The organism is Sanguibacter sp. Z1732 (genome assembly GCF_051020515.1).
GTDB lineage: Bacteria > Actinomycetota > Actinomycetes > Actinomycetales > Beutenbergiaceae > CALKWS01.
Genome location: NZ_CP194857.1, coordinates 3,450,169 through 3,471,292, shown reverse-complemented (window position 1 = coordinate 3,471,292; position 21,124 = coordinate 3,450,169). Strand labels below are relative to the sequence as shown.

At 68.6% G+C, this 21,124-nt stretch carries 21 protein-coding genes and 1 pseudogene; 9 read left to right on the top strand and 13 right to left on the bottom strand.

The window, feature by feature from the left end; translation table 11 throughout:
- Nucleotides 1-2 precede the first annotated feature (2 nt).
- On the bottom strand, nt 3-971 hold the full coding sequence (locus ACRRRO_RS18095; protein WP_434080679.1) for an ABC transporter permease: 969 nt from the start codon (nt 969-971) through the stop codon (nt 3-5).
- A 21-nt stretch (nt 972-992) separates the two neighbouring features.
- Nucleotides 993-2,243 carry a quaternary amine ABC transporter ATP-binding protein gene (locus ACRRRO_RS18090; protein WP_424796225.1) on the bottom strand — a complete coding sequence of 417 codons (1,251 nt, stop codon included), beginning with the start codon at nt 2,241-2,243 and terminating at the stop codon, nt 993-995.
- A 653-nt stretch (nt 2,244-2,896) separates the two neighbouring features.
- On the opposite strand from ACRRRO_RS18090, the gene ACRRRO_RS18085 reads away from it, so the two are divergent.
- Both ACRRRO_RS18085 and ACRRRO_RS18080 read left to right on the top strand, forming a co-directional pair.
- Nucleotides 2,897-5,119, top strand: a complete 2,223-nt coding sequence (locus ACRRRO_RS18085) for an NADP-dependent isocitrate dehydrogenase (protein WP_424796224.1) — start codon at nt 2,897-2,899, stop codon at nt 5,117-5,119.
- On the top strand, nt 5,116-5,742 hold the full coding sequence (locus ACRRRO_RS18080; RefSeq protein WP_424796223.1) for a biotin transporter BioY: 627 nt from the start codon (nt 5,116-5,118) through the stop codon (nt 5,740-5,742). The genes ACRRRO_RS18085 and ACRRRO_RS18080 overlap by 4 nt, the downstream gene beginning before the upstream one ends.
- A 54-nt stretch (nt 5,743-5,796) precedes the next feature.
- On the opposite strand, the gene ACRRRO_RS18075 is transcribed toward ACRRRO_RS18080, so the two are convergent.
- On the bottom strand, nt 5,797-6,570 hold the full coding sequence (locus ACRRRO_RS18075; RefSeq protein ID WP_434081605.1) for a class I SAM-dependent methyltransferase: 774 nt from the start codon (nt 6,568-6,570) through the stop codon (nt 5,797-5,799).
- Between the two features lie 177 nt (nt 6,571-6,747).
- Between ACRRRO_RS18075 and ACRRRO_RS18070 the strand changes: the two genes are divergently transcribed.
- The 3 genes from ACRRRO_RS18070 (at nt 6,748) to ACRRRO_RS18060 (ending at nt 9,370) form a co-directional block, all read left to right on the top strand.
- Nucleotides 6,748-7,302: a CueP family metal-binding protein gene (locus tag ACRRRO_RS18070; RefSeq protein ID WP_424796221.1), complete on the top strand. Its 555-nt coding sequence runs from the start codon at nt 6,748-6,750 to the stop codon at nt 7,300-7,302.
- An 80-nt stretch (nt 7,303-7,382) separates the two neighbouring features.
- The gene (locus tag ACRRRO_RS18065) at nt 7,383-8,246 is read left to right on the top strand and encodes a universal stress protein (protein WP_424796220.1); all 864 of its coding nucleotides are present in this window, start codon (nt 7,383-7,385) and stop codon (nt 8,244-8,246) included.
- A 263-nt stretch (nt 8,247-8,509) separates the two neighbouring features.
- Nucleotides 8,510-9,370 (top strand): dipeptidase, encoded by an 861-nt coding sequence (locus tag ACRRRO_RS18060; protein WP_434080678.1) that lies wholly within the window; start codon nt 8,510-8,512, stop codon nt 9,368-9,370.
- Here the strand turns inward: ACRRRO_RS18060 and ACRRRO_RS18055 are convergent.
- From ACRRRO_RS18055 to ACRRRO_RS18040, 4 genes and pseudogenes are all read right to left on the bottom strand, one after another.
- The gene (locus ACRRRO_RS18055) at nt 9,341-10,084 is read right to left on the bottom strand and encodes a type 1 glutamine amidotransferase (protein ID WP_434080677.1); all 744 of its coding nucleotides are present in this window, start codon (nt 10,082-10,084) and stop codon (nt 9,341-9,343) included. The genes ACRRRO_RS18060 and ACRRRO_RS18055 overlap by 30 nt on opposite strands.
- A 43-nt stretch (nt 10,085-10,127) precedes the next feature.
- Nucleotides 10,128-10,729, bottom strand: a pseudogene (locus ACRRRO_RS18050) (DNA-3-methyladenine glycosylase I).
- On the bottom strand, nt 10,722-11,342 hold the full coding sequence (locus tag ACRRRO_RS18045; protein ID WP_424796216.1) for a PRC-barrel domain-containing protein: 621 nt from the start codon (nt 11,340-11,342) through the stop codon (nt 10,722-10,724). Before ACRRRO_RS18045 ends, ACRRRO_RS18050 begins: the two are co-directional and overlap by 8 nt.
- 50 nt (nt 11,343-11,392) lie before the next feature.
- Nucleotides 11,393-12,259, bottom strand: a complete 867-nt coding sequence (locus ACRRRO_RS18040; RefSeq protein ID WP_424796215.1) for an SDR family oxidoreductase — start codon at nt 12,257-12,259, stop codon at nt 11,393-11,395.
- 180 nt (nt 12,260-12,439) lie between these two features.
- Here ACRRRO_RS18040 and ACRRRO_RS18035 point away from each other — a divergent pair, with 180 nt between their 5' ends.
- Together ACRRRO_RS18035 and ACRRRO_RS18030 are read left to right on the top strand one after the other, a co-directional pair.
- A complete protein-coding gene (locus ACRRRO_RS18035; protein ID WP_424790990.1) occupies nt 12,440-12,721 on the top strand; it encodes a DUF7218 family protein in 282 nt (93 codons plus the stop codon).
- Between the two features lie 81 nt (nt 12,722-12,802).
- Nucleotides 12,803-13,714, top strand: coding sequence for a hypothetical protein (locus ACRRRO_RS18030; protein WP_424796214.1), 912 nt, complete (start codon nt 12,803-12,805; stop codon nt 13,712-13,714).
- Between the two features lie 22 nt (nt 13,715-13,736).
- Here ACRRRO_RS18030 and ACRRRO_RS18025 read toward each other — a convergent pair whose 3' ends face one another.
- The 6 genes from ACRRRO_RS18025 to ACRRRO_RS18000 are packed head-to-tail and all read right to left on the bottom strand — an operon-like array spanning nt 13,737 to nt 19,160.
- A complete protein-coding gene (locus ACRRRO_RS18025) occupies nt 13,737-15,137 on the bottom strand; it encodes a metallopeptidase TldD-related protein (protein ID WP_424796213.1) in 1,401 nt (466 codons plus the stop codon).
- A gap of 2 nt (nt 15,138-15,139) precedes the next feature.
- Nucleotides 15,140-16,660: a TldD/PmbA family protein gene (locus tag ACRRRO_RS18020; protein ID WP_424796212.1), complete on the bottom strand. Its 1,521-nt coding sequence runs from the start codon at nt 16,658-16,660 to the stop codon at nt 15,140-15,142.
- A gap of 11 nt (nt 16,661-16,671) precedes the next feature.
- Entirely contained in the window at nt 16,672-17,202 is a 531-nt protein-coding gene (locus tag ACRRRO_RS18015) for a GNAT family N-acetyltransferase (RefSeq protein ID WP_434080676.1), read from the bottom strand.
- A 17-nt stretch (nt 17,203-17,219) separates the two neighbouring features.
- A complete protein-coding gene (locus ACRRRO_RS18010; protein ID WP_424796210.1) occupies nt 17,220-17,519 on the bottom strand; it encodes a hypothetical protein in 300 nt (99 codons plus the stop codon).
- 23 nt (nt 17,520-17,542) lie between these two features.
- A complete protein-coding gene (locus tag ACRRRO_RS18005; RefSeq protein ID WP_434080675.1) occupies nt 17,543-18,541 on the bottom strand; it encodes an LLM class F420-dependent oxidoreductase in 999 nt (332 codons plus the stop codon).
- Between the two features lie 22 nt (nt 18,542-18,563).
- Nucleotides 18,564-19,160, bottom strand: a complete 597-nt coding sequence (locus ACRRRO_RS18000; RefSeq protein ID WP_424796208.1) for a DUF4126 domain-containing protein — start codon at nt 19,158-19,160, stop codon at nt 18,564-18,566.
- A gap of 429 nt (nt 19,161-19,589) precedes the next feature.
- Here ACRRRO_RS18000 and ACRRRO_RS17995 point away from each other — a divergent pair, with 429 nt between their 5' ends.
- Together ACRRRO_RS17995 and ACRRRO_RS17990 are read left to right on the top strand one after the other, a co-directional pair.
- Nucleotides 19,590-20,174: a CDP-alcohol phosphatidyltransferase family protein gene (locus ACRRRO_RS17995; protein ID WP_434080674.1), complete on the top strand. Its 585-nt coding sequence runs from the start codon at nt 19,590-19,592 to the stop codon at nt 20,172-20,174.
- A 45-nt stretch (nt 20,175-20,219) separates the two neighbouring features.
- Nucleotides 20,220-21,023, top strand: a complete 804-nt coding sequence (locus ACRRRO_RS17990) for a DUF881 domain-containing protein (RefSeq protein ID WP_424796206.1) — start codon at nt 20,220-20,222, stop codon at nt 21,021-21,023.
- Nucleotides 21,024-21,124: the final 101 nt, after the last annotated feature.

Below are 21,124 nucleotides of genomic sequence, written 5' to 3'. Positions count from 1 at the left end.
GCTCAGCGGGACCCATTGTCGGCTCTCGTTTCGGATTCATGCAGTTGTGGACTGGTGATCGCGGTCCCCACCGGGCCGATGGTGGACACACGTCCGGCGCGTAGTAGTTTCTTGAGTCGCGCGGCTCTCGGTGTTCCGGGTTTGCGTCCGCCGACAGCGGCGGTCACCCGGTCGAGGTAGATGGCAAGGACGACGACGGACAGACCTGCTTCGAAACCCAGCCCGATGTCGATGGTGCTGATCGCACGGGTGACCTCGGCGCCCAGGCCCCCGGCACCGACCAGTCCCGCGATCACCGCCATCGACAGGGCCAGCATGATCACCTGGTTGACCCCAGCCATGATGGTGGGCATCGCCAGTGGCAATTGGATCCGCGCGAGGATCTGCGAACCGGTGCTGCCGAAAGCCTGCCCGGCCTCGACGACTTCGGCGTCCACTTGCCGGATGCCCAGTTCGGTCAGGCGCACCCCCGGAGGAAGCGCGAAGATCACTGTGGCGATCACCCCGGGGACGACCCCGACGCTGAAGAGGGTGATGACCGGCACCAGCCAGACGAAGGCGGGCATCGTCTGCATCAGGTCCATCACCGGGCGCACGATCTGGGAGACCCGGTCCGATTTGGCCGCCGCGATGCCGATCGGTATGGCCAGCAGCAGGGCCACCAACGTGGCGATGATGACCATGGCCAGGGTGAGCATCGCGCCTTGCCACTGCTCGACACTGATCACGAACAGCCACATGCCCAGCGACAGCAGCGCGAGCTTCCAGTCCCGCAGCAACCAGGCGACGGCGGAGAACAGGACAGCCAGCAGCAGGGCATCGGGGGTGTTCAGCAGGCCGGCCAGGTTGGTGGTCGCCCAACTGATAACGCTCTGAATTCCGTCGAAGACCACGCTCAGGTTGTCCTGGATCCACCGGAACCCCGCCTCGATCCACTCCCCGATGTCCCAACCGTGGGATTCCAGTGCCATCGGTCTCATCCGCATAGAGGTTCATGAGGGCCGCCCCGCTCCCGCGCTCGCCGGGCCTGCAACCGGACCGGTTTTCAGGTTCTCGGTCATCTCAGGGTCCTCCGGATCGGCCAAGGCGTTGAGCAACGTCACCCTGGGGATCACGCCGACCAGCCTCTCGTCGCGGTCCAGCACGGCCAGCGCCACCTTGGCTTGCGCTGCTGTCGCGATGAACTCCGCGAGGGTGTCGTCGGTGTGCACCTGGTGCGCCTGGCGGAGCACGCCCTCGAGGCTGTTCGCTCCGGAGCGCACTGCCTGCGCGACGTCCGTCTCATAGACGACCCCACGCAGCCGTCGGCTTCGGTCCACCACCATCAGCGCGGACATCTGGTGCTCGCGCAGCAACTTGTGTGCGGTGCGCGGACCTGACTCCGCTCCGATCACCGCCACCGGTGGTTCCATGATCGCCCCGGCGGTGAGCACCCGGGTGCGGTCGACGTCCTGGATGAACTGGGCCACATAACTGTTCGCGGGGTCGTTGAGGATCTGCTCGGAGGTGCCGATCTGCTCGATCCGGCCGTCACGCATCATCGCGATCCGGTCGCCCAGCCGCATCGCCTCGTTCAGATCATGGGTGATGAACAGGATCGTCTTTCCCAGGGTGTGCTGCAGGTCGATCAACTGATCCTGCATCTCCCTGCGGATCAACGGGTCCAGCGCGGAGAATGCTTCATCCATCAGCATGACGTCGGTGCCGGAGGCCAGCGCCCGGGCCAGGCCCACTCGCTGCCGCATCCCGCCGGAGAGTTCATCGGGATAGGACCCGCCCCAGCCGTCCAGCCCGACCATGCGCAGCGCCTCCTCGGCGGCCCGTTGCCGGTCGGCGCGGTTGGCTCCGCGCACTTCCAGGGCTTGCGCGGCGTTCTCCCCGACAGTTCGGTGGGGGAGCAGCGCGAAGTGCTGGAAGACCATGGACACCTTCTGCCGGCGCATCTCCCGTAGCGCACGGCCTCGCAAGCCGGTGATGTTGTCACCAGCGACGATCATGTCGCCGGCGGTGGGCTCGAGCAGTCCGTTGACCATCCGGATCAGCGTGGACTTGCCCGAACCGGACAAGCCCATCACGACGAAGATCTCCCCGTCGTTGGCGTCGAAGGACGCGTCGATGACGGCAGCGGTCAGACCACGCTCGCGCAACTCCTCCCGGCTTGCACCGGACTGGAGCCACCCCACGCCCCGCTCCGGCCGACGCCCGAAGATCTTGTACACGCCATGGGCTTCGATCACTGGCACCTGAGAATGTCTCCAGTTCTCGGCGGGGGTGTCCCGCCGTCGGGATGCGGCACAGGGTGCGGTCCAGGGTTGGTGGCGAGGATGACTCCGCAGGACGTGACGCAGGCGCACACCCGAGCGGAGCGACATATCCGAAGCCCGCCCGATCACCATCCACTGGCAAACAACGCATGTCAGTCTGGCATAGAAGATCCCGGCGGGCACATGCCAGGATCCGCTGGATGCTGTTCCGGAAGGGGAGGCAGCGCCAGCGCACGCGGGAACCGGCCAGCGCCGGCGCACGCGTCGAACTCCGGCGAGGACCCGTGCCTGCCCACGTCAACGGGCCCCGGGGGCCCGGCCCAACCCGCACGATCCCGCGGTCTATGCGGCACGCTGGGGTTTCGGTGGGGCGTGGCTCGGTACCCGTACGACCCCTGTCCGGCTCCACCGGGGACACCCGCGCACCCCGCCCGGCCCTCTCCGCACCACGTGGCCAAGGTCACGCCCGATCGTTACGCTTCCGTGACGATGTGGGCGTCGTCCGTACTGCCGGCTCACCCGGGCCGGTGGGCGGGCGCGGCCGGTCAGGACTGCGCACCGGGCGCGACCGGGGCGGAAGGCGATATCTTGATATCGAACAACCGCTGTCGACCCGGACGGAAGTGCACCCTGTGGCTACTCCCACGATTATCTATACCCAGACCGATGAGGCGCCGGCACTGGCGACCTACTCACTCCTGCCGGTAATCGAGGCGTTCGCCGCCAGCGCGGGCGTGCAGGTGCAGACCCGGGACATCTCGCTCGCGGGCCGCATCATCGCCGCATTCGCTGACGTGCTCCCGCCGGAGCAGCGCACCGAGGACGCGCTGGCCGAACTCGGTCAACTGGCCGAGACTCCAGAGGCCAACATCATCAAGCTGCCGAACATCTCCGCCTCGGTGCCCCAGCTCAAGGCCGGCATCGCCGAGTTGCGTGCCCAGGGGTTCGACCTACCGCCCTACCCCGACAACCCCGCCACCGACGACGAGCGGGACGCGCGCGCACGGTACGACAGCGTGATGGGCAGTGCGGTGAACCCGGTCCTGCGGCAGGGCAACTCGGACCGGCGGGCACCGGCGTCGGTGAAGAACTACGCCAAGGCGCACCCGCACCGGATGGGGGAGTGGTCCAGTGATTCCGGGACCACCGTGGCCACCATGGCCGCGGACGACTTCCGCAACAATGAGAAGTCCGTGGTGGTGACCGAGGCAGACACCCTACGCATCGAGCACGTCGACGCCGACGGCACGGTCACCGTGCTGCGCGAGCAGGTGCCGGTCGAAGCAGGGGAAGTCGTCGATGCCACCGTGATGCGGGCCGATGCCCTACAGGCCTTCCTCAAGGCACAGGTGCAGGCCGCCAAGGATGCCGACGTGCTGTTCTCGGTGCATCTGAAAGCGACCATGATGAAGGTCTCCGACCCGATCATCTTCGGGCACGCGGTCCGGGCCTTCTTCCCGGAGACGTTCGCCACGTACGGCCAGGTGCTCGCCGAGGCCGGGCTGAGCCCCAACGACGGTCTGGGATCGATCCTGTCGGGCGTGGACGACCTGCCCGCCGGGCAGGAGATCCGCGACTCCTTCACCGCCGAACTCCAGCGGGGTCCGCGCCTGTTCCAGGTGGATTCGGACCGCGGGATCTCCAACCTGCACGTGCCCAGCGACGTGATCATCGACGCCTCGCTGCCGGCCCTGATCCGCAACGGCGGGCGCGCCTGGGGTCCGGACGGGGAGGAGGCCGACACGCTGGTGGTGATCCCGGACTCCAGCTACGCCGGGGTCTACCAGGCCACGATCGATGACAGCCGCACCCATGGCGCACTGGACCCGGCCACCATCGGTTCGGTGCCGAACGTGGGCTTGATGGCCAAGGCTGCCGAGGAGTACGGCAGCCATGACAAGACCTTCGAGATCGCCACCGACGGGGTGGTCCGCCTGGTCACCTCGGCCGGAGCGGTGCTCACCGAGCACACCGTGACCGCCGGCGACATCTGGCGCTCCTGCCAGACCAAGGACGTGGCCATCCGGGACTGGGTCAAACTGGCCGTGAACCGATCCCGGGCCAGCGGCACCCCCGCGGTGTTCTGGCTCGACGCAGACCGGGCACACGATGCCAGGCTGATCGAGAAGGTGAACACCTATCTGGCCGAGCACGACACCGACGGGCTGGACCTGCACATCATGGACCCGGTCGCTGCCACCCTCTTCACCCTGGAGCGGATGCGTGCCGGAGCGGACACCATCTCGGTGACCGGCAATGTACTGCGCGACTACTTGACCGACCTGTTCCCGATCCTGGAACTGGGTACCAGCGCCAAGATGCTCTCGGTGGTCCCGCTGATCAACGGCGGGGGTCTGTTCGAGACCGGTGCCGGAGGATCGGCGCCCAAGCACGTCCAGCAACTACAGAAGGAGAACTACCTGCGCTGGGACAGCCTGGGTGAGTTCCTGGCCCTGTCGGTCAGTTTCGAGCACCTGGCACAGTCCCAGGGCAACGCCCGGGCCCAGGTGCTCGCGGACACCCTGGACCGGGCTACCGGGACCTTCCTGGAGGAGAACAAGTCCCCGACCCGCCGGTTGGGCGGCATCGACAACCGTGGCAGCCACTTCTACCTGGCGCTGTTCTGGGCGGAGGAACTGGCCGCCCAGTCCGACGACGCGGCTCTGGCCGAGGTGTTCGGACCGGTGGCCGCGACCCTGCGTGCGCAGGAGGAGACGATCGTGGCAGAACTCCTCGACGTACAGGGCCAGGAGGTGGACCTGGGCGGGTACTACCGCCCCGACCCGGCCAAGGCCGACGCGGTGATGCGACCCTCGGCGACGTTCAACGCGGCGCTGGCGTCGCTGCGCCGATGAGCGCGGCGATCCCCGCGCCGGGCTGGGGGGTGGCCCGTCCGGTCCTTGCCGATGCGCTGATCCGCTCCCGCAGCACCGCGGCGCAGGTGGGGCTGGTCATCGCCGGTGCCGCGCTGGTGGCCGTGCTCGCCCAGGTCGCGGTGCCGCTGTGGCCGGTACCGGTGACGGGGCAGACCCTCGGGGTGCTTGTGGTCGGGGCGAGCCTTGGCGCGCGTCGGGCGGCTGCGGCGATGACGACCTATCTGCTGGCCGGGGTGGCCGGGTTGCCGGTGTTCGCCGGTGCGATGGGGGGACCGGCGAGCGTGGCAGGTCCCTCCTTCGGCTTCATCATCGGGTTCATCCCGGCCGCGGCCTTCATCGGCTGGCTGGCCCAAAGGCACTGGGACCGGCGTCCCCTGCTGGCGCTGGCCGGGTTCGCCGGTGCCAGCCTCATCCCGTTCATCATCGGGGTGCCCTACCTCGGGGTGGTCCTGTCGATGCTCGGGATGCCCCATGACGTCGGGACGTTGATGTCCGTCGGTGTGGTCCCGTTCCTCGTCGGTGGAATCATCAAGTGGATCCTGGCCGCCATGATCATGCCGCTGGCACACCGCGCCGCCGGCGCCCTCGACGCAGAACGCTGAGCCCACGCCGACCCGAGCCGGGCCACCAACCGCTCGGTGGTGGCCCGGCATGGGTCAGACCCGCTCGGCCACGGCCAGTTCCGTCGTCGGGCTCTCCGACAGCACCCGGGTGAGCACCCGTTCCAACGGGTACAGCAGCGCACCTGTGGCCCATCCGGTGGGTGGGGTCAGGGTGAGCACACGCAGGAGCCCGCCCCACGCCTTACGCCACCACCAGGGCGCATCGACCTGGGCGTTCATCAGCACCAGACTCGGCGTGCGACGCTCCAGGCGGAGGCCATTGCGCGCCAGTTCGCGGGTGATCCACTGCCGCGACCGGTTCACCTGGTGCTCGGAGCGGTCCGGTGCCCGGTTGAGGAAGTTCTCGGTGAAGATGAACCGTCCGCCCGGACGCAGCAGCGCCGCGACACTGGCCAGGGCGCTGCGGTACAACTCGTCGTCGGTGATGTGGAAGAGCACGTCCATGCAGGAGATCACATCAAAACTGCCCGGCTCGAACGGGCCCGGTCCGGCGGTCACGTCGAACTCCTCGATCCGCAGCGTCCCGAAACGTTCGCGCAGCCGGGTCACCGCAGCCGGGGTCAGGTCCGATCCGGTGACGTGCCCGGCACCGGCGGCCTGCCACCAGTCCAGGTACAGACCGGTACCCGATCCGACGTCGAGCACCCGGGTCCGTGAGTCGACACCGAGGGCTGCGACCTCCCGGGCCCCGGGCGAAGACGTGTCGGCGGATGCGATACATCCAGGTGTTGAACGGGCGGCCCAGGGCCTGGTAGCCCACGCCGGAACTCGTCCAGTCCTGAGCGAGTCGCTCGTTCCAGAATTCATCATGGCGTTCGGTCATCGTGGTCCATCATGGGCGCGAATGTGGCAGTTGCGCACCTCGGGCGGCGGGGACGGGCCGCCCTGCGTTCGTGGGTCACGGCGGACCGGGACAGCCCGTGGAGCCGGTCGCCGGGCCCTTGGTCCTAGTTCCAGGGCTGGTGCGGTCGTTACCGTTTCCCCATGAGACGAGCCCTGATCGCCCTTACTGCTGCCCTGGGACTGGTCCTGGTCGGATGCTCGGCCGACCAGGAGGACCCGGCACAGCAGTTGCTGGCCCCGCACGGTCTGGATGGCATGCAGACCACTGACCTGATCGACCACATGGACCGCCTCGGGGGTCCGGACCGCCCCAGTGACCTGCTCGCCTCGGTGCGGGCCGACACCCTGCTGATCAGCGACGGCACGACGGAGCAGGAGTTGCCGATCGAAGGTGAAGAGTTCTACCTTTCCTTCGCCCCGTACCTCAACCAGACCCACGACTGCTTCTACCACTCCCTGACCACCTGCCAGGCGGAGTTGCCGAACACGGCGATGGACGTGATGATCACCGGTGCCGATGGCGAGGTCTACGTGGACGAGGAGATGACCACCTTCGACAACGGGTTCATGGGCGTCTGGTTGCCCAAGGATGTCGAGGCCACACTCGAGGTCTCCGTCGACGGGCTCAGCGCCACCCAGGACATCAGCACCGATGTCCAAGCGCCGACCTGCCTGACCACAATACGGTTGGGTTGAGACCGCAGGACCTTCGGACCTGGTTTCCGGTGCTGTGCCGCGGTCCGATAGAGGTATCCGACCACTGAAGGAGTTTCCCCGTGAACACCATCAAACCGATCGTGGTCGCCACCGACGGCTCCGCCCACGCCGAGGAAGCGATCAGCTGGGCGGCCCGCGAGGCGGACCGGATGGGCGCCGAACTGCGGATCGTCACCGTCCAGGAACCCTGGGGTGACCCCTACGGCATCACCCCGGAGTTGCGTGCCGCGCACAAGGAGATGGCCACGGAGATCCTGCAGACCGGCGCCGAGATCGCCCGGGAGGCCTTCAGCGAACTGGAGATCTCCACCCAGCACTTCACCGGTGAGGTGGTGGAGACCCTGGCCAAGGAGTCCGCCGGCTCGTACGCACTGGTGACCGGCAGCCGGGGCCGGGGCGGGTTCTCCGGCCTGGTGCTCGGTTCCAGCAGTATGCGGCTGACCGCACGCGCTCAGGCGCCGGTGATCGTGATTCCCGGGCCCAGCGAAACCAGTTACGACCAGGTCGTGGTGGGCATCGATGGTTCGGCCACGTCCAGGGAGGCGCTGGCGTTCGCCTTCGGCGAGGCGCAGCGACGGGAGGCCCGGCTCACGGCGGTGCGGGTGATGCCCGACCCGAACTGGTACGGGCCCGCCGGTGGCTACGGGGAGTACATGATGCACGCCACCCGCGCCACTGAGGGCATGATCCGCGAGGAACTGGCACCGTTCCGCGACGAATACCCGGACGTGGAGGTCGACGGCAAAGCCCTGATGGGACACCCGGCCGGGGCGCTACGGCTGGCCGCGCAGCGAGCCGACCTACTCGTGGTGGGCAACCGGGGCCGTGGCGTGACACGCTCGGTGCTCCTGGGCTCGGTGAGCCACGGTGTGTTGCATCACGCTCCCTGCCCGGTTGCGGTGGTGGGCAAACCCCGTACCTGAAGGCCCTACCCGGGCATCGCCTACGTCGACCTGTTCGCCACCGGATCCGTGCCAGGGTGGGACCATGACGGCACCACCCATCCCGATCATCGACGGACACAACGACCTGCCCTGGAAATGCCGTGCCGCCCGGGGCGGCAGCGTGGCCGGGTTGGACACCCACCAGGACGAGATGCAGACCGATCTGCCCCGGCTGCACCGCGGAGCAGTGGGGGCAGTTCTGGTCGGCGTGGTTGCCGCCGGAGTTCAGCGGTGCTGCCGCGGTGCAGGCCACCCTGGAGCAGATCGACCTGATCCACCGAATGGTGGCGGCCTACCCCCAGGACCTGCACCTGGCACGCACCGCCGCGGACGTGCAGGCGCTGCTCCACACCGACCGGATCGCCAGCCTCATCGGGATCGAGGGTGGCCACCAGATCGCCGACTCCCTGCCTGCGCTTCGCCAGTACGCGCGTCTGGGGGTGCGGTACATGACACTCACCTGGAACCACAACACCACCTGGGCGGACTCGGCGACGGACACTCCCGAACACGGCGGGCTCGCCGCGAGGGGCCACGAGGTCGTCGCCGAGATGAACAGGATCGGGATGGTCGTGGACCTGTCCCACGTGGCGCCCAGCACCATGCGGCAGGCGCTGGAGCGCACAGCAGCCCCGGTGCTGTTCACCCACTCCTCTTGCGCCGCGCTCAACCCGCACCCGCGGAACGTGCCCGATGAGGTGATCGCGGCCCTACCCGGGAACGGGGGAGTCCAGATGGTCACGTTCGTGCCGTCATTCCTCTCCGCGGCCTACTGGGACTGGCGACGCAGCGAGCAGGGCGGACCGGCGCCGCAGGTGGGCGTGGCCACCGTGGCCGACCACATCGAGCACGTCCGCGAGGTCGCCGGCATCGACCACGTAGGCCTGGGCGGGGACTACGACGGCGCCGGAACGATGCCCGCGGGCCTGCAGGACGTCGCCGGCTATCCCAACCTGATGGACGAACTGCGCAGCCGCGGTTGGTCCGAGGAGGAGTTGGGTAAACTCGGCCACCAGAACGTGCTTCGGGTGCTGGCCGATAACGATGGCGCCTACCGGGCGTTTTGCGGCGACCTACCCGCGGATCCGGCACCCGAACGCTGAACCATCAGGTTGCGGCGTGCTGGTGCACCACGGTGGCGAACGCCTCGGCGATCTGGCGGCAGGCGCGCTCACTCTCGGGTTCCACGATTGCGCGAGACGGATGAGTTCGTCGTGGTCGAACCCGTCGGCCCGGACTTTCGCCGGGTCCCAGCGGGCCACATTGGCGGAACTGGCCTCGGGGTGGAACTGCAGGCCCCATGCCACGTCGCCGAGGCGGAACGCCTGGTTCGGGCAGTCCTCGGAGTAGGCCAGATGCACCGACCCCGGAGGTAGCTCGGTGATCGCGTCCCGGTGATTCTCGATCGCGTAGAAACTCGCCGGCAACCGGCCGAGCAGACCGTCCTCGGCTGCCGCCGGAGTCAATCGGATGCGCGTAGCGCCCCGCTCGATCACACCGTGATCGGAGCGCACCCGCCCACCGCCGACGTGGGCGAGCAATTGCCCGCCCAGGCAGATCCCCAGGATGGGCACGTGCTCATCCAGAGCCCGGGCCACCAGGGTGCGCTCCTCGGCGAGCCAGGGTGCGGCGGCGTCGTCGTCGGGCATGAGCCCACCCCCGAGCATGATCAGCCCGTTGATGCCCTTCAGGTCACCGGGCAGTCCGTCTTCTCCGGGACGCACCTCCACCTCGAGGCCGGCAGCCCTGAGCCAGGCGGGGTACCGGCCGGGACCGGATTCAGGATGGTTTCGGATCGCGAGTACGTAGGAAGACATCGCCAGCCATCCTGGCAAACCCCGGCGGCGATCTCCAGCGCCGTCAGGCGGGCCAGACTCCGGAGGAGCCCCTGCGATGGGAGCCCACGAGGTGGGTGTCGACCATCCCGACCGCCTCCATCAGGGCGAACATCGTGGTGGGCCCCACGAAAGTGAACCCGCGGCTGCGCAGCGCCTTGGCCAGCGCCTCCGACTCAACCGACCGGGTGGGTACTTCGGACATCCGTCGTGGGCGCGGGGTGGTCGCAGGCTGGAAGGACCAGACGAAGTCGGCCAGCCCGCCCTCGGCGCGAAGGTCGATGGTGGCGCGGGCGTTGGTGACCGCGGCCAGGATCTTCGCCCGGTTGCGCACGATCCGCGCATCCGCGACAGCCGGTCCACGTCGGCACCGGTGTAGGCGGCCACGACGTCGGGGGCGAAGCCGCCGAACGCGTCCCGGAAACCCGGCCGTTTACGCAGGATCACTGCCCAGGACAGGCCGGACTGGAAGGTCTCGAGGGTGAGGCGCTCGTACATGCCACGCTCATCACGCACCGGCATGCCCCACTCATTGTCGTAGTAGTGGCGTAGCAACTCACTCCGTGCCGCCCACGCGGGACGTGCGAGCCCATCGGATGCCACGTGCAGATCGGGAGCCTCAGGCACGGTCGTCGGTGGTCCCCGGCTCCGCCTCCGGGGTCTGGCTGTGGGGGTGGGCCGGATCCTGCCCTTCCGGCGCCCCGGCGCCCGGGTCCGGACCCTCCGTGTCCGGGGTGACCGCCTGCTCCACCGGTGCCGGTTCCGGATCGACGGCCACGGGCGGTTCACCGCCGTTCCGGTCGAGCCCGTCATCCGCCGGGAGGTCGGGTTCACGGTCCGAGAGTGGACCCGCCTCGTCGCCCACCGGCGGATCTGCCGGCTCGGCCGGCACGGGACCGTCGATCGTTGGGTCTGAGGCTCGGGGACGGCTCACCCGGAAGTAGCGGAAGAGTTCGTCCTGCTCGGCGTCACTGATGTGTCCGTCGGAGTCGAACCGGGGGGCGTCCATGATGTAGTCCCTGGTGTAGCGGACCTTGATGGCCTCCGGTTCCACCCTGGCACCCTGGAACGGGATGAACACCTCTCGCAGACCGAAGAGCCCGGTCTTGGCGGTGATCCAGGTGGCCTGCTGAGTCTGATCGTCCAGGTAGATGTGCCCGACCGGCCCCATGGTCTGCCCGTCATCGGACACCACCGTCAGGTCATACAGCGCATCCAGTTGTTCGCGGGTCAGTTCCATCGTGTTGAGCACCCTCCTTCGGTCCTGGCTCCGCTTGGCATTCTGCCGTGTCAGAACACTCCGCGTCCGCCGGTCACGCCCAGGACCGTCCCGGAGACGTAACTTGCCTCATCCGAGGCAAGGTAAACGAAGGCGGTCGCCACCTCCACAGGTTGACCGGCCCGGCCCAGGGGAGTGTCCGATCCGAACCCGTCCACCTTCTCCGGTGGCATCGTGCTGGGGATCAGCGGTGTCCAGATCGGTCCGGGTGCGACGGCGTTCACGCGGATGCCCCGCGGGCCCAGTTCACCGGCCAGGTTCACCGCCAGGTTGTTCAGGGCCGCCTTGGAAGCGGCGTAGTCCAGCAACGGTTCGGACGGTTCGAAGGCCTGGATCGAGGTGGTGATGATGATGCTGGCGCCTGCGTCCAGGTGGTCGTCGAGGGCCTTGATCAGCCAGAACGTGGAGAACACGTTGGTGGCGAAGGTGCGCTCGATCTGCTCCGGGGGGAAGTCGGCCAGGGATCCGGCCGCCATCTGGTAGGCAGCGTTCGCCACCACCACGTCAACGCCACCCAGCGCCCGGACAGCGTCCCGGGCCACCTCGAGGTTGGCCTGCTCGGTGCGCAGGTCAGCGGGTAGCAGATGACAGGAACGACCGGTGCTCTCCACCTCCTGCCGGGTCTCTTCGGCGTCCTCGGCCTCCTCGGGCAGATAGGAGATGGCCACCTCGGCCCCCTCCTTGGCGAAGGCGATCGCGGTGGCACGGCCGATACCGGAGTCCCCTCCGGTGATCAGGGCACGCTTGCCCACCAGCCGGTCCCGGCCCGTGTAACTGGCTTCGCCGTGATCGGGCACCGGATCCAGGGCCGCTGTCCGGCCGGGCCAGTCCTGGTGCTGCTGGGGCAAGTCGGTCAGTGCGTTCTCATCGGTAACCATGTCGACAATGGTCGCCGGTTCGGTGCCGGTGCGCATCCGCACCCGCCGCCACCGCTGCACCCGGCGGCCTGGCGCCGGATATCCGGGATGCAGATCGGTTCCATGAGTGACACGATCGAGGTGCTGATGCGAGAGGTGCGGCGTGCTGATCGTGACGCGTCATCCCGGAAGGAGATCACGATGGCAAAGCAAGGCGGTAGCGAGGACCCCGGCCCGAGCGTGAAGGATCCGGAATTGTACGAGCGGCTGCGTGAGGAGGGCGAGTCCAAGCAGAAGTCGGCGCGGATCGCCAACGCCGCAGCCAACACCTCCCGGTCCGATGTGGGCGAGTCAGGTGGCTCCTCGCCTGCCTATGAGGAGTGGACCGTGGACGAGCTCAACGACCGTGCGGCCGAACTCGACATCGACGGGCGGTCCAAGATGAGCAAGGATGAGTTGATCGAGGCCCTGCGCAACTCCTGATCGAGGCGCTGCGCGACACCTGATCCCTCACCCGCCGGCCGCCGCTGGGACGATCGCGTACCCCGGCTGTACCGTGAGCCCATGACTGAAGCTGCGCGATCAAGCGTCTCCACCACCCCCGAAGTCGCCGGCCTGAACCTCGGGACCGGACCGGTCCCGCAATCGGGGCCGGACTGGGAACACCGGATCCGACAGGGCGTGCTCAGCCTCATCGACGACGAGGACGGCGACGGCGACGCAGCCCGCCTCTGGGAGCAGGTGCGGGTACAGGTGGTGCCGGCCGGGACCGACCTGGGGGACGTCCGTGTCGACCTGACCGGAATGCGCCTGGAGGAGCATCACCGCTCGCTGAGGCTCGACAGTGCGGACTTGACCGAGGTGCCTCCCGTCGCCTCCGCCGAGCCAGTCACGGTGCACCACCTCGAGGTGCTCGCCCAGCCGATCCATGTGGAGGGCATCCCGGTGACGGCCCACGTCGAGGTGGAGGACATCCCCGCCGGTGTGGCCTACGACGGCCGTGAGAACCTGTGGGCGTTGATGGACCCCGGCGCCGCGACCGCCCAGTCGCGCGGTCACGGACAGGTCTCGGTTCCGATCAAGGAAGCCGTCGAACGCGCCAAGGATCTCGTGGCGGCGGAACTGGCGAACTCGGGGCTGACCCTGACCTCCCTCCAGGTGGAGGTCAAGACACCCTCCGCGCGCCGTCTCCACCTGGACGTGACCGCCCGAGTCCGCAAGGGCCTGCTCTCGGCATCGGCACAGATCCGGCTCGAGGCCGAGGTCGATTCCGGGATGGTCGCCCGGATCGGGGAGATCCAGGCGCGTTCGGGCAACCCCCTGGTCTCGCTCGTGCTCGTGGTGGTGCGCAAGAAATTGGCCCGGTACACCGACACCACGATCGACCTGAACGACCGGATGCCCCCGGGTCTGCGCCTGGTGGACCTGAGGATGGACGCCGGGAAGGAGTTCACCGCGCAGGTGCGGTTCGCCTGAGGGTCGTGTCCGGCCCGGCGGGCTACTGGGCCTGAGAGACCGAGGACATGTTGAAGTCACCGATCCGCAACGCCGGGGTGGCCGTGCGCGGGAAGTAGTCGCCCCACTCGCGGGAGAAACTGGCCTGGGTGGCCGAGGCCGTGTCGAAGCGGCTCAGTAGATCCACCGGGGACTCGTTGAAGCGGAAGTTGTTCACCGCACCGACCACTTCACCGCCCTCCACCAGGTACACCCCGTCCCGGGTCAGACCCGTCAGCAGCAGGTTCTGAGGATCCACCTCACGGATGTACCACAGGCACGTCACCAGCAGGCCCCGGTCCATCCCAGCGACCAGGTCCTGGGTGGTCCCGGAGCCACCCTCGACGTCCAGCACCAGGTTGGAGATCGCGGGGGTCACCTCCTGACCGGTCAGCCCGGCAGAGTGCCGGGTCTGCAGGAGAGAGGTGAGCCTGCCGTCGGCGATCCAGTCGGTGCTGCGTAGCGGCAGGGCATTGTCGAACACGCTGGACACGTTGGAGGACGCCGCTGCCTGCACGAAGGGGGCGCACTCCAGACCGGGGTAGGTCGGGTCGGAGTACAGCCGCACCTGCGGCGCGACGATCTGTTCCCCGATGCGGGTGCCTCCGCCACGCTTGGAGAAGACCGACTGCCCCTCGTGAGCCACTCGCGCACCGGCGGACCAGTAGGCGTAGATCAGCAGGTCGGCGACCGCGGTGGGCGGCAGGACGGTCTGGTACCGCTCGGCGGGCAGGGAGACAGTCCGCTCGGACCACTCCAGGCGCTGGATCAGGTCCATTTCCAGCACGGCCGGGTCAACATCGGTGAACTGCCGCGTCGCGCCGCCCACCCACGCCGAGGAGGTCAACGCCTCGTTCTTCCCGGTGATGCCGTAGTGCCCACTGGGCTGGGTGTGCCGAAGCCGCACGCCCGTGGAGGAGGCGAGGTAGGTGGTGACCACCTCGTGGTCGACGAACCCGTAGAGAACCTGCCGACGGTCCCGGGCGCGGGTGAAGATCTCACCCAACTCGGCTGCGAAGTCCCGGTAGACCTCGATGGAGGTCTGCTCGGCAGGATCGTCCCAGGGCTCGCTCGGAGCCGTGGCTTCGGCGGCGGTGAGCAACTCGGTAGCGTCCTGGGCCGGGTCGGCAACCTCGGCAGCGGCATCGGCGGCCGTGACCAGCGACTCGACCTGCTCGAGTGTGGCGGCCGTGCCGGTGATGGCTCCGGTGGCGACGCCATCGGAGGTGCCGCGGAAGGAGATCACGGTAACCTGCACGTCGCGCATGGCCCCGTTCGTGGTCAGGGTGTTGTTCGCCCAGCGCAGGTTCGCACTGGAACCGACACGGGCCAGGGCGATGGTGTGCTCGGCCGAGGATCCGGCCAGGGCATGCTCGATGAGTTGCTGGGGCGTGGCGGTACGCATGCTCACTTGCCTGCCTCTGCTGTGGTGTTGAGGATCCGGACGCTGCGGAACAGTGCCGAGGGGCACCCGTGGGAGACGGAGGCGACCTGACCCGGTTGCGCCTTGCCGCAGTTGAAGGCGCCTCCGAGGACGTAGGTCTGGGGGCCGCCGACAGCCTCCATCGAGCCCCAGAAATCGGTGGTGGTGGCCTGGTACGCGGCATCGCGCACCTGCGGCCCCAGTTCGCCGTCGATGATCTGGTGGAAGCGCTGGCCGGTGAACTGGAAGTTGAAGCGCTGCATATCGATCGACCACGACTTGTCACCGACGATGTACAGCCCCCGCTCGACCTGGGAGATCAAGCCGTCGGTGTCCGGCCCGGACGACGCCGGCTGGAGGGAGACGTTGGCCATCCGCTGGATCGGGATGTGGCCGGGGGAGTCGGCGTAGGCGCAACCGTTGGAGCGTCCGTCGTTGAGCTCGGGATGGGCCGCACCCATCGAGCGGTCGAGCTGGTAACCCACCAGGACTCCGTCGGAAATGATGTCCCAGGACTGGGTGGCCACGCCCTCGTCGTCGTACCCGATCGAGGCCAGGCCGTGCTCGGTGGTGCGGTCGCCGGTGACGTTCATCGCCGAGGAGCCGTACTGCAGGGTGCCGAGTTGATCCAGGGTGGCGAAGGAGGTCCCGGCGTAGTTGGCCTCATAGCCCAGGGCCCGGTCCAGTTCGGTGGCGTGCCCGATCGATTCGTGGATGGTCAGCCATAGGTTGGACGGGTCGATGACGAGGTCGTAGTCTCCGGCCTGCACACTGGGAGCGGTGAGTTTCTCGGCGAGCAGTTCCGGGGTCCGGGCCAATTCGGTGTCCCAGTCGTAGCCGGCCTCAGCCACGTACTCCCAGCCGCGCCCGGCTGGTGGGGCGATGGAGCGCATCGAGTCGAAAACTCCGGTGCGTTCATCGGCGCCCATCGCCTCGAACTCCGGGTGCATGCGGATGCGCTGCTGGGTGGTGACGGTGCCGGCGAGGTCGGCGTAGAACTTGTTCTCCTGGACCGCAAGCAACGATGCGGTGGCATGGTCGACAGCGCCGGACCGGAGCAGTTGCCGGGTCCAGTCGATGAGGACCTCGGACTTGTCCGCTGTGGCCACCCCGAAGGGGTTCACCCGGTAGGAACTGGACCACGTGACGTCCCGGTAAACGGGTTCGGGGGCCAGTTGCACCGGGTCGGCCGTCATCGGAGCAGCCACGGTCGCCACCTGTACCGCCTGCTCGGCCAGACGCACGGCCTCGGCGACGGTGAGGACCACTCCGGCGGCGAAGCCCCACGCACCGCGGTACACCACCCGCACCGCCAGACCCAGGTCCTCGGTATCCGTGGCTGTCTGCAACCGGCCATCGCGGACCACGAGGTACTGGTTTCGGATGCGCTCCAACCGGAAGTCCGCGTGGGTGGCACCAAGGTCCTTGGCCCGTTGCAGGGCGGCGTCGGCCAGGGCCCGGGCGGGTAGGTCGGTAAAGGTGGCGTCGATGCCGTGATCGCTCATGGTTCCCGAACCTATCGGAATCCGGCGTCGGAACCGTCAAGGACCTTCTGCAGGCGCATCACCGGCCTCCACTGCCGGTCCGGGCCGAACTCGGTGATGCCGTGCTCGTGGTAGCCGTGGCCGGTGTAGTAGGCACGCAGGACCGCGTTACCGGCCACGCAGTCCAGCCGGGCCAGCCTGCGCCCGCAGGCGAGCGTGAAGCGCTCGAACCAGCACAGCACCGCGGCGCCCAGGCCCTGGCCCGCGTGGTCGCGATGGACCATCAGTGCGTGCAGGTAGCCCGCAGTTCCGTCGTTACCCAGGTCAGACCCCCAGGCGTGGGGGTCCGCGTTGAGCACCCGGGCGGTAGCGATGACACCGGCAGCACCACCGGATCCGGAGAGGTCCCGGAGTACGAACCACTGGCCACCGGAGGCCTGGTCGGCGATCACCGCGGGGTCGACCTCACCGGGCCGCCACTGCTGGATCCCCCTGCTGATCTGCCACCTGGCGAGGTGGTCGCGCAGGGCCACGATGCCCCCGGCGTCGGCGGCCGTGGCCATCGCCATGTCGATCCGGCTCAGTTCTGCTCCGCCTCCTCCGGCCCGGCGTCCTCGGTGGGATAATCCGGGGGACGATAACCCGGATCGGCGATCTCGGGGCTGGGAGAGGTGATCGAACCGTCCTGGGGCCGTGGGCTGGGCGGATAGGCCGGCATCCTGCCCGGTCGCTCCGGGACCGGATCGGACGCGCCCGGAGCACGCACGTCGCCGTCCGGCCCGGTTGGGGCCGCCCGGCCGGCATCGGCGATCTCCTCCTCAGGGCGCGGCGGGAGGTCATCCCCGGGATCTGGTGGGTGAGATTGGTCCGGGCGGGTCATGTCGCTCCCTTTGGGGTGGCCGGTCAGGACAGCAGCGCGGGCGCCACCTGCTCTTCGAACAGTTCGATGCTGGAGGTGTCGTAGGCGGCGTCGCCGAAATAGAAGATTCCGTACCCCACGCCCGCGTCCCGCATCGCGCCGAGACGTTCGGCAACCTGCTCCGGGGTACCCACGCCGAGCGCGGCCTCGGAGGTGTAGGCCCCCAGCGCCTCCGTGGTTCTGTCCCGGCCCAGGTGCGGGAGCAGGCGATCACGCAGGGCGGCGATCTTCGCCTCGACCTCGGCCTGGTCGCGTCCCAGGAGCACGTTGTAACTGGCGGATCGGGTGATCGCCTCGAAGTCGGTACCCTCGTTGCGGCAGTGCTCCGCCAGGATCGCGCTCTTGTGCGCGAAGCCCTCGGGCGTGCCATCGAAGTTGGTGTAGTCCGCGAACTTCGCGGCGATCCGCAGCGTCACCTTCTCCCCGCCGCCGGCGATCCACAACGGCGGACCGCCGGACTGCAGTGGCTGCGGCTGCACGATCGCGCCGTCGACCTGGTAGTGCTTGCCGTCCAAGGTGGCCTGTCCCTCACGCCAGGCCTGCCGCATGATCTGCACACCCTCGTCGAGCATCGCGAGCCGGATGCCCGCTCGTGGGAAGCCGTACCCGTAGGCCCGCCACTCGTGCTCGTACCAGCCCCCACCAATACCCATCTGAGCGCGCCCACCGGAGATGATGTCGACGGTGGCGGCGACCTTCGCGAGGTAGGCCGGGTTCCGGTAGCCCATGCAACTGCACATCTGCCCGAGCTTGACCTTGCTGGTGCTGGCGGCCAGGGCGGCCATCAGGGTCCACGCCTCGTGGGTGGCTTCCTGGCTCGGTACCGGAGTGGTGTGGAAGTGGTCGTAGACCCAGACCGAGTCCCACGGACCCGCGTCGGCACGGGCAGCAGCCAGGCCGTTGATCACCTCCCAGTGCCGGGAGGGATCGATGCCGACGAGGTCGAAGCGCCAGCCTTGCGGGAGGAAGTAACCGATCTGCATAGGAACAGGTTACGGGTAACGCTCACGCGTCGGCAGCCCGCAGTGCGCGTGCGTGCCGGCGACGCATCATCCAGAGGCCCATCACCGCGGCGCTGACCAGGAAGACCAGGACGAGCACCGGGAGCAGGATCGCGATGATCGTCATCGAAACCGCCGAGATGTCCTCCACCGTGGACACCACCGGTGCGCCAACGCCCGCGGTGGACAGATTGACCACCGAACGCAGCGTCGCCTTGGCCACGTGCACGGCCAGCGCCAGCGTCAGGCCGATGAGGAACGGCAGCAGAGCGCCCTCGCTGAAGACCTGACCGGGTTCGGTGTTGCCGGTGGTCAGGGAACTGGACCCGGCGGTGAAGGCGACCCCGCCGGCGACAGGTCGGATCAGGGTCTGGATCAGGTCGTTGATGTGGTCCAGCGCGGGGATCTTGTCGGCGAAGACCTCCAGCACCAGGAGAACCCCGAGCACGAGCAGCACCCACCCATTGCCCAGCCAGGCCCACTGCGCGGGCAACTCCACGATGCCGGTGTAGCGACCGAGCAGGCCCAGGGCCAGCAGCGGGATGTAGGCAGAGAGTCCCGCGGACATTGCCAACCCGAGCCCGGTGAGGATCTCGATCACGGCTGCTCCGACCCCTTTCCGCACCATCCCGGGAAACTCCGAAGCGGCGTCGTCGGGTTGGTGTGAGCACCAGAGTAGGACGCTGCCGGGAGCTCCGGGTGATCTCGGTCGGGTGAGTCCAGGGCAGGAGACGACGGCGGTGGGCCGCCGCTGCCTGGAAGGGTCGCGGCGGCGGTGGGAACCTGTGCGGAGCGGAGCGGGTCGGGAGTGTGCCGGCTGCACCCACTCCCGACTCCCCACTGGGTAGTCTGAGCGGGTGAGACAGCGAGCAGACCCCCCGGCCGGCTCTGCTCCGGCGCCCCCGGGGCCGGCCGGCCCGGGGCTGCCCGCGACGGGGAGTTCGGTGCCCGAGGTGGGGACACCGAACTCACGGCGCCGGGGGCGGGGGCCACCGATGCGGCGAGTGACCGGATTCTGACCGTACCCAACGTGATCTCGGCATTGCGATTGCTGATGGTGCCGGTAGTGGCGGTGCTCATCCTCAGCGAGCAGTACCTGGCTGCGGTGGTGGTTCTGGCGCTGGCGGGAATCAGCGACTGGGTGGACGGGGTGATCGCACGCGCACTGGACCAGACCTCCCGGCTGGGCCGGTTGCTCGATCCTGCCGCGGATCGACTCTTCATCGCGGTGGTGATCATCGGCCTGGCGGTCCAACAGGTGGTGCCCTGGTGGCTGCTGGTGGCGGTGTTCGCCCGCGACCTGGTGGTGGGGCTGTGCGTGCCCTTCCTGGTCGCACGCGGTTTCCCCGGATTCCCGGTGCACGACATCGGCAAGGCCGGCACCTTCGCGCTCATGTACGCCTTCCCGGTGCTGTTGCTGACCCAGGTGGACCAACTCACCGGGCACCTGGCGGCCGATATCGCCTGGGCATTCGGCTGGGCGTCGGCGCTGTGGGGGGTCTACCTGTACTGGTGCGCCGGCTTGGCCTATCTGAACCAGTTCCGTGCCATCGTGGTCTCGGATGCGCGCGCGTCCACGCACCAGCGCGGTCCGCGGTCAACACCAGGGCCGTAGGCAATGGCACAGCAGCAGAGCCGGCATCGCCGCAAGGATGCCTCGATGACCTTGCTGACCGCGGTGATGGAGAAGCCGCTGGACCCCGGGTACGCCGCCGTGGCGCGGGCCCGGGCGGCCGGGATCGACACACCGACGACGTTGCGGCGGCGTCTGGTGGTTCTGGTACTCGCCGTGCTGATCGGGATGGGGACCGTGGTGGCGACCCAGGCGCTACGCGCGCCGCAGCCGGCCGCGAGCAGCGCGCGAACCCTGATCGTGGAGCAGATCCGAGAACGCAGCGCGACCGGGGAGGATCTCCGGACCGGGAACTCCGAGTTGCGCGATGAGATCGCCGAACTGCAAAGCCAGGCGTTGGGGGATGAGGACGAGGCCTTCCTGGCCCGCACCGCCGAGTTGGAGGCCGTGGTCGGAACGGTGGCGGTGCAGGGGCCGGGCCTGGTGATCACCCTGGAGGATTCGGTGCGGGCGGCGGCGGACGAACCGGGTTCCGAAGATGAACGCGTGCAGGATTTCGACCTGCAGGTCGTGGCCAACGGGCTTTGGGCCTCCGGAGCCGAGGCGGTGGCGGTGAACGGGCACCGGCTGACGAGCATGACCGCGATCCGTTCGGCCGGCGCGGCGATCCTGGTGGACCTGCAACCGCTGGTCTCGCCCTACCGGATCGAGGCGATCGGGGATCCCGAATCGATGCGGACCGCGTTCGCTCGATCCAGCGCCCAGTCGCATCTGACCGCGTTGTCCGCGGCGTTCTCGATTCCTAGTTCGCTCACCCAGGAGGAGCGCCTGCGTCTACCGGGGGCCGGGTACTCCTCCCTGCGGCACGCAGAGGTGGTGGACGAGGCCTGAGATCAGCATCGATGGCCCAGCAGACCGGTAGCCTGACGTGCGAGACTTGGCCCAGTGCGGAGCGCTTCAGGCCCGCAGCGAGCCCGGGAGCGCAGGTAGAA

What these genes read in the sequence shown, in the direction of transcription:
- ACRRRO_RS18095 (WP_434080679.1), bottom strand. Translation starts at nt 971, where the DNA reads ATGGCACTGGAATCCCACGGTTGGGACATCGGGGAGTGGATCGAGGCG.
- ACRRRO_RS18080 (WP_424796223.1), top strand. Translation starts at nt 5,116, where the DNA reads ATGAGCGCGGCGATCCCCGCGCCGGGCTGGGGGGTGGCCCGTCCGGTC.
- ACRRRO_RS18075 (WP_434081605.1), bottom strand. Translation starts at nt 6,570, where the DNA reads ATGAATTCTGGAACGAGCGACTCGCTCAGGACTGGACGAGTTCCGGCG.
- ACRRRO_RS18070 (WP_424796221.1), top strand. Translation starts at nt 6,748, where the DNA reads ATGAGACGAGCCCTGATCGCCCTTACTGCTGCCCTGGGACTGGTCCTG.
- ACRRRO_RS18055 (WP_434080677.1), bottom strand. Translation starts at nt 10,084, where the DNA reads ATGTCTTCCTACGTACTCGCGATCCGAAACCATCCTGAATCCGGTCCC.
- ACRRRO_RS18045 (WP_424796216.1), bottom strand. Translation starts at nt 11,342, where the DNA reads ATGGAACTGACCCGCGAACAACTGGATGCGCTGTATGACCTGACGGTG.
- ACRRRO_RS18040 (WP_424796215.1), bottom strand. Translation starts at nt 12,259, where the DNA reads ATGGTTACCGATGAGAACGCACTGACCGACTTGCCCCAGCAGCACCAG.
- ACRRRO_RS18035 (WP_424790990.1), top strand. Translation starts at nt 12,440, where the DNA reads ATGGCAAAGCAAGGCGGTAGCGAGGACCCCGGCCCGAGCGTGAAGGAT.
- ACRRRO_RS18030 (WP_424796214.1), top strand. Translation starts at nt 12,803, where the DNA reads ATGACTGAAGCTGCGCGATCAAGCGTCTCCACCACCCCCGAAGTCGCC.
- ACRRRO_RS18025 (WP_424796213.1), bottom strand. Translation starts at nt 15,137, where the DNA reads ATGCGTACCGCCACGCCCCAGCAACTCATCGAGCATGCCCTGGCCGGA.
- ACRRRO_RS18020 (WP_424796212.1), bottom strand. Translation starts at nt 16,660, where the DNA reads ATGAGCGATCACGGCATCGACGCCACCTTTACCGACCTACCCGCCCGG.
- ACRRRO_RS18015 (WP_434080676.1), bottom strand. Translation starts at nt 17,202, where the DNA reads ATGGCCACGGCCGCCGACGCCGGGGGCATCGTGGCCCTGCGCGACCAC.
- ACRRRO_RS18010 (WP_424796210.1), bottom strand. Translation starts at nt 17,519, where the DNA reads ATGACCCGCCCGGACCAATCTCACCCACCAGATCCCGGGGATGACCTC.
- ACRRRO_RS18005 (WP_434080675.1), bottom strand. Translation starts at nt 18,541, where the DNA reads ATGCAGATCGGTTACTTCCTCCCGCAAGGCTGGCGCTTCGACCTCGTC.
- ACRRRO_RS17990 (WP_424796206.1), top strand. Translation starts at nt 20,220, where the DNA reads ATGACCTTGCTGACCGCGGTGATGGAGAAGCCGCTGGACCCCGGGTAC.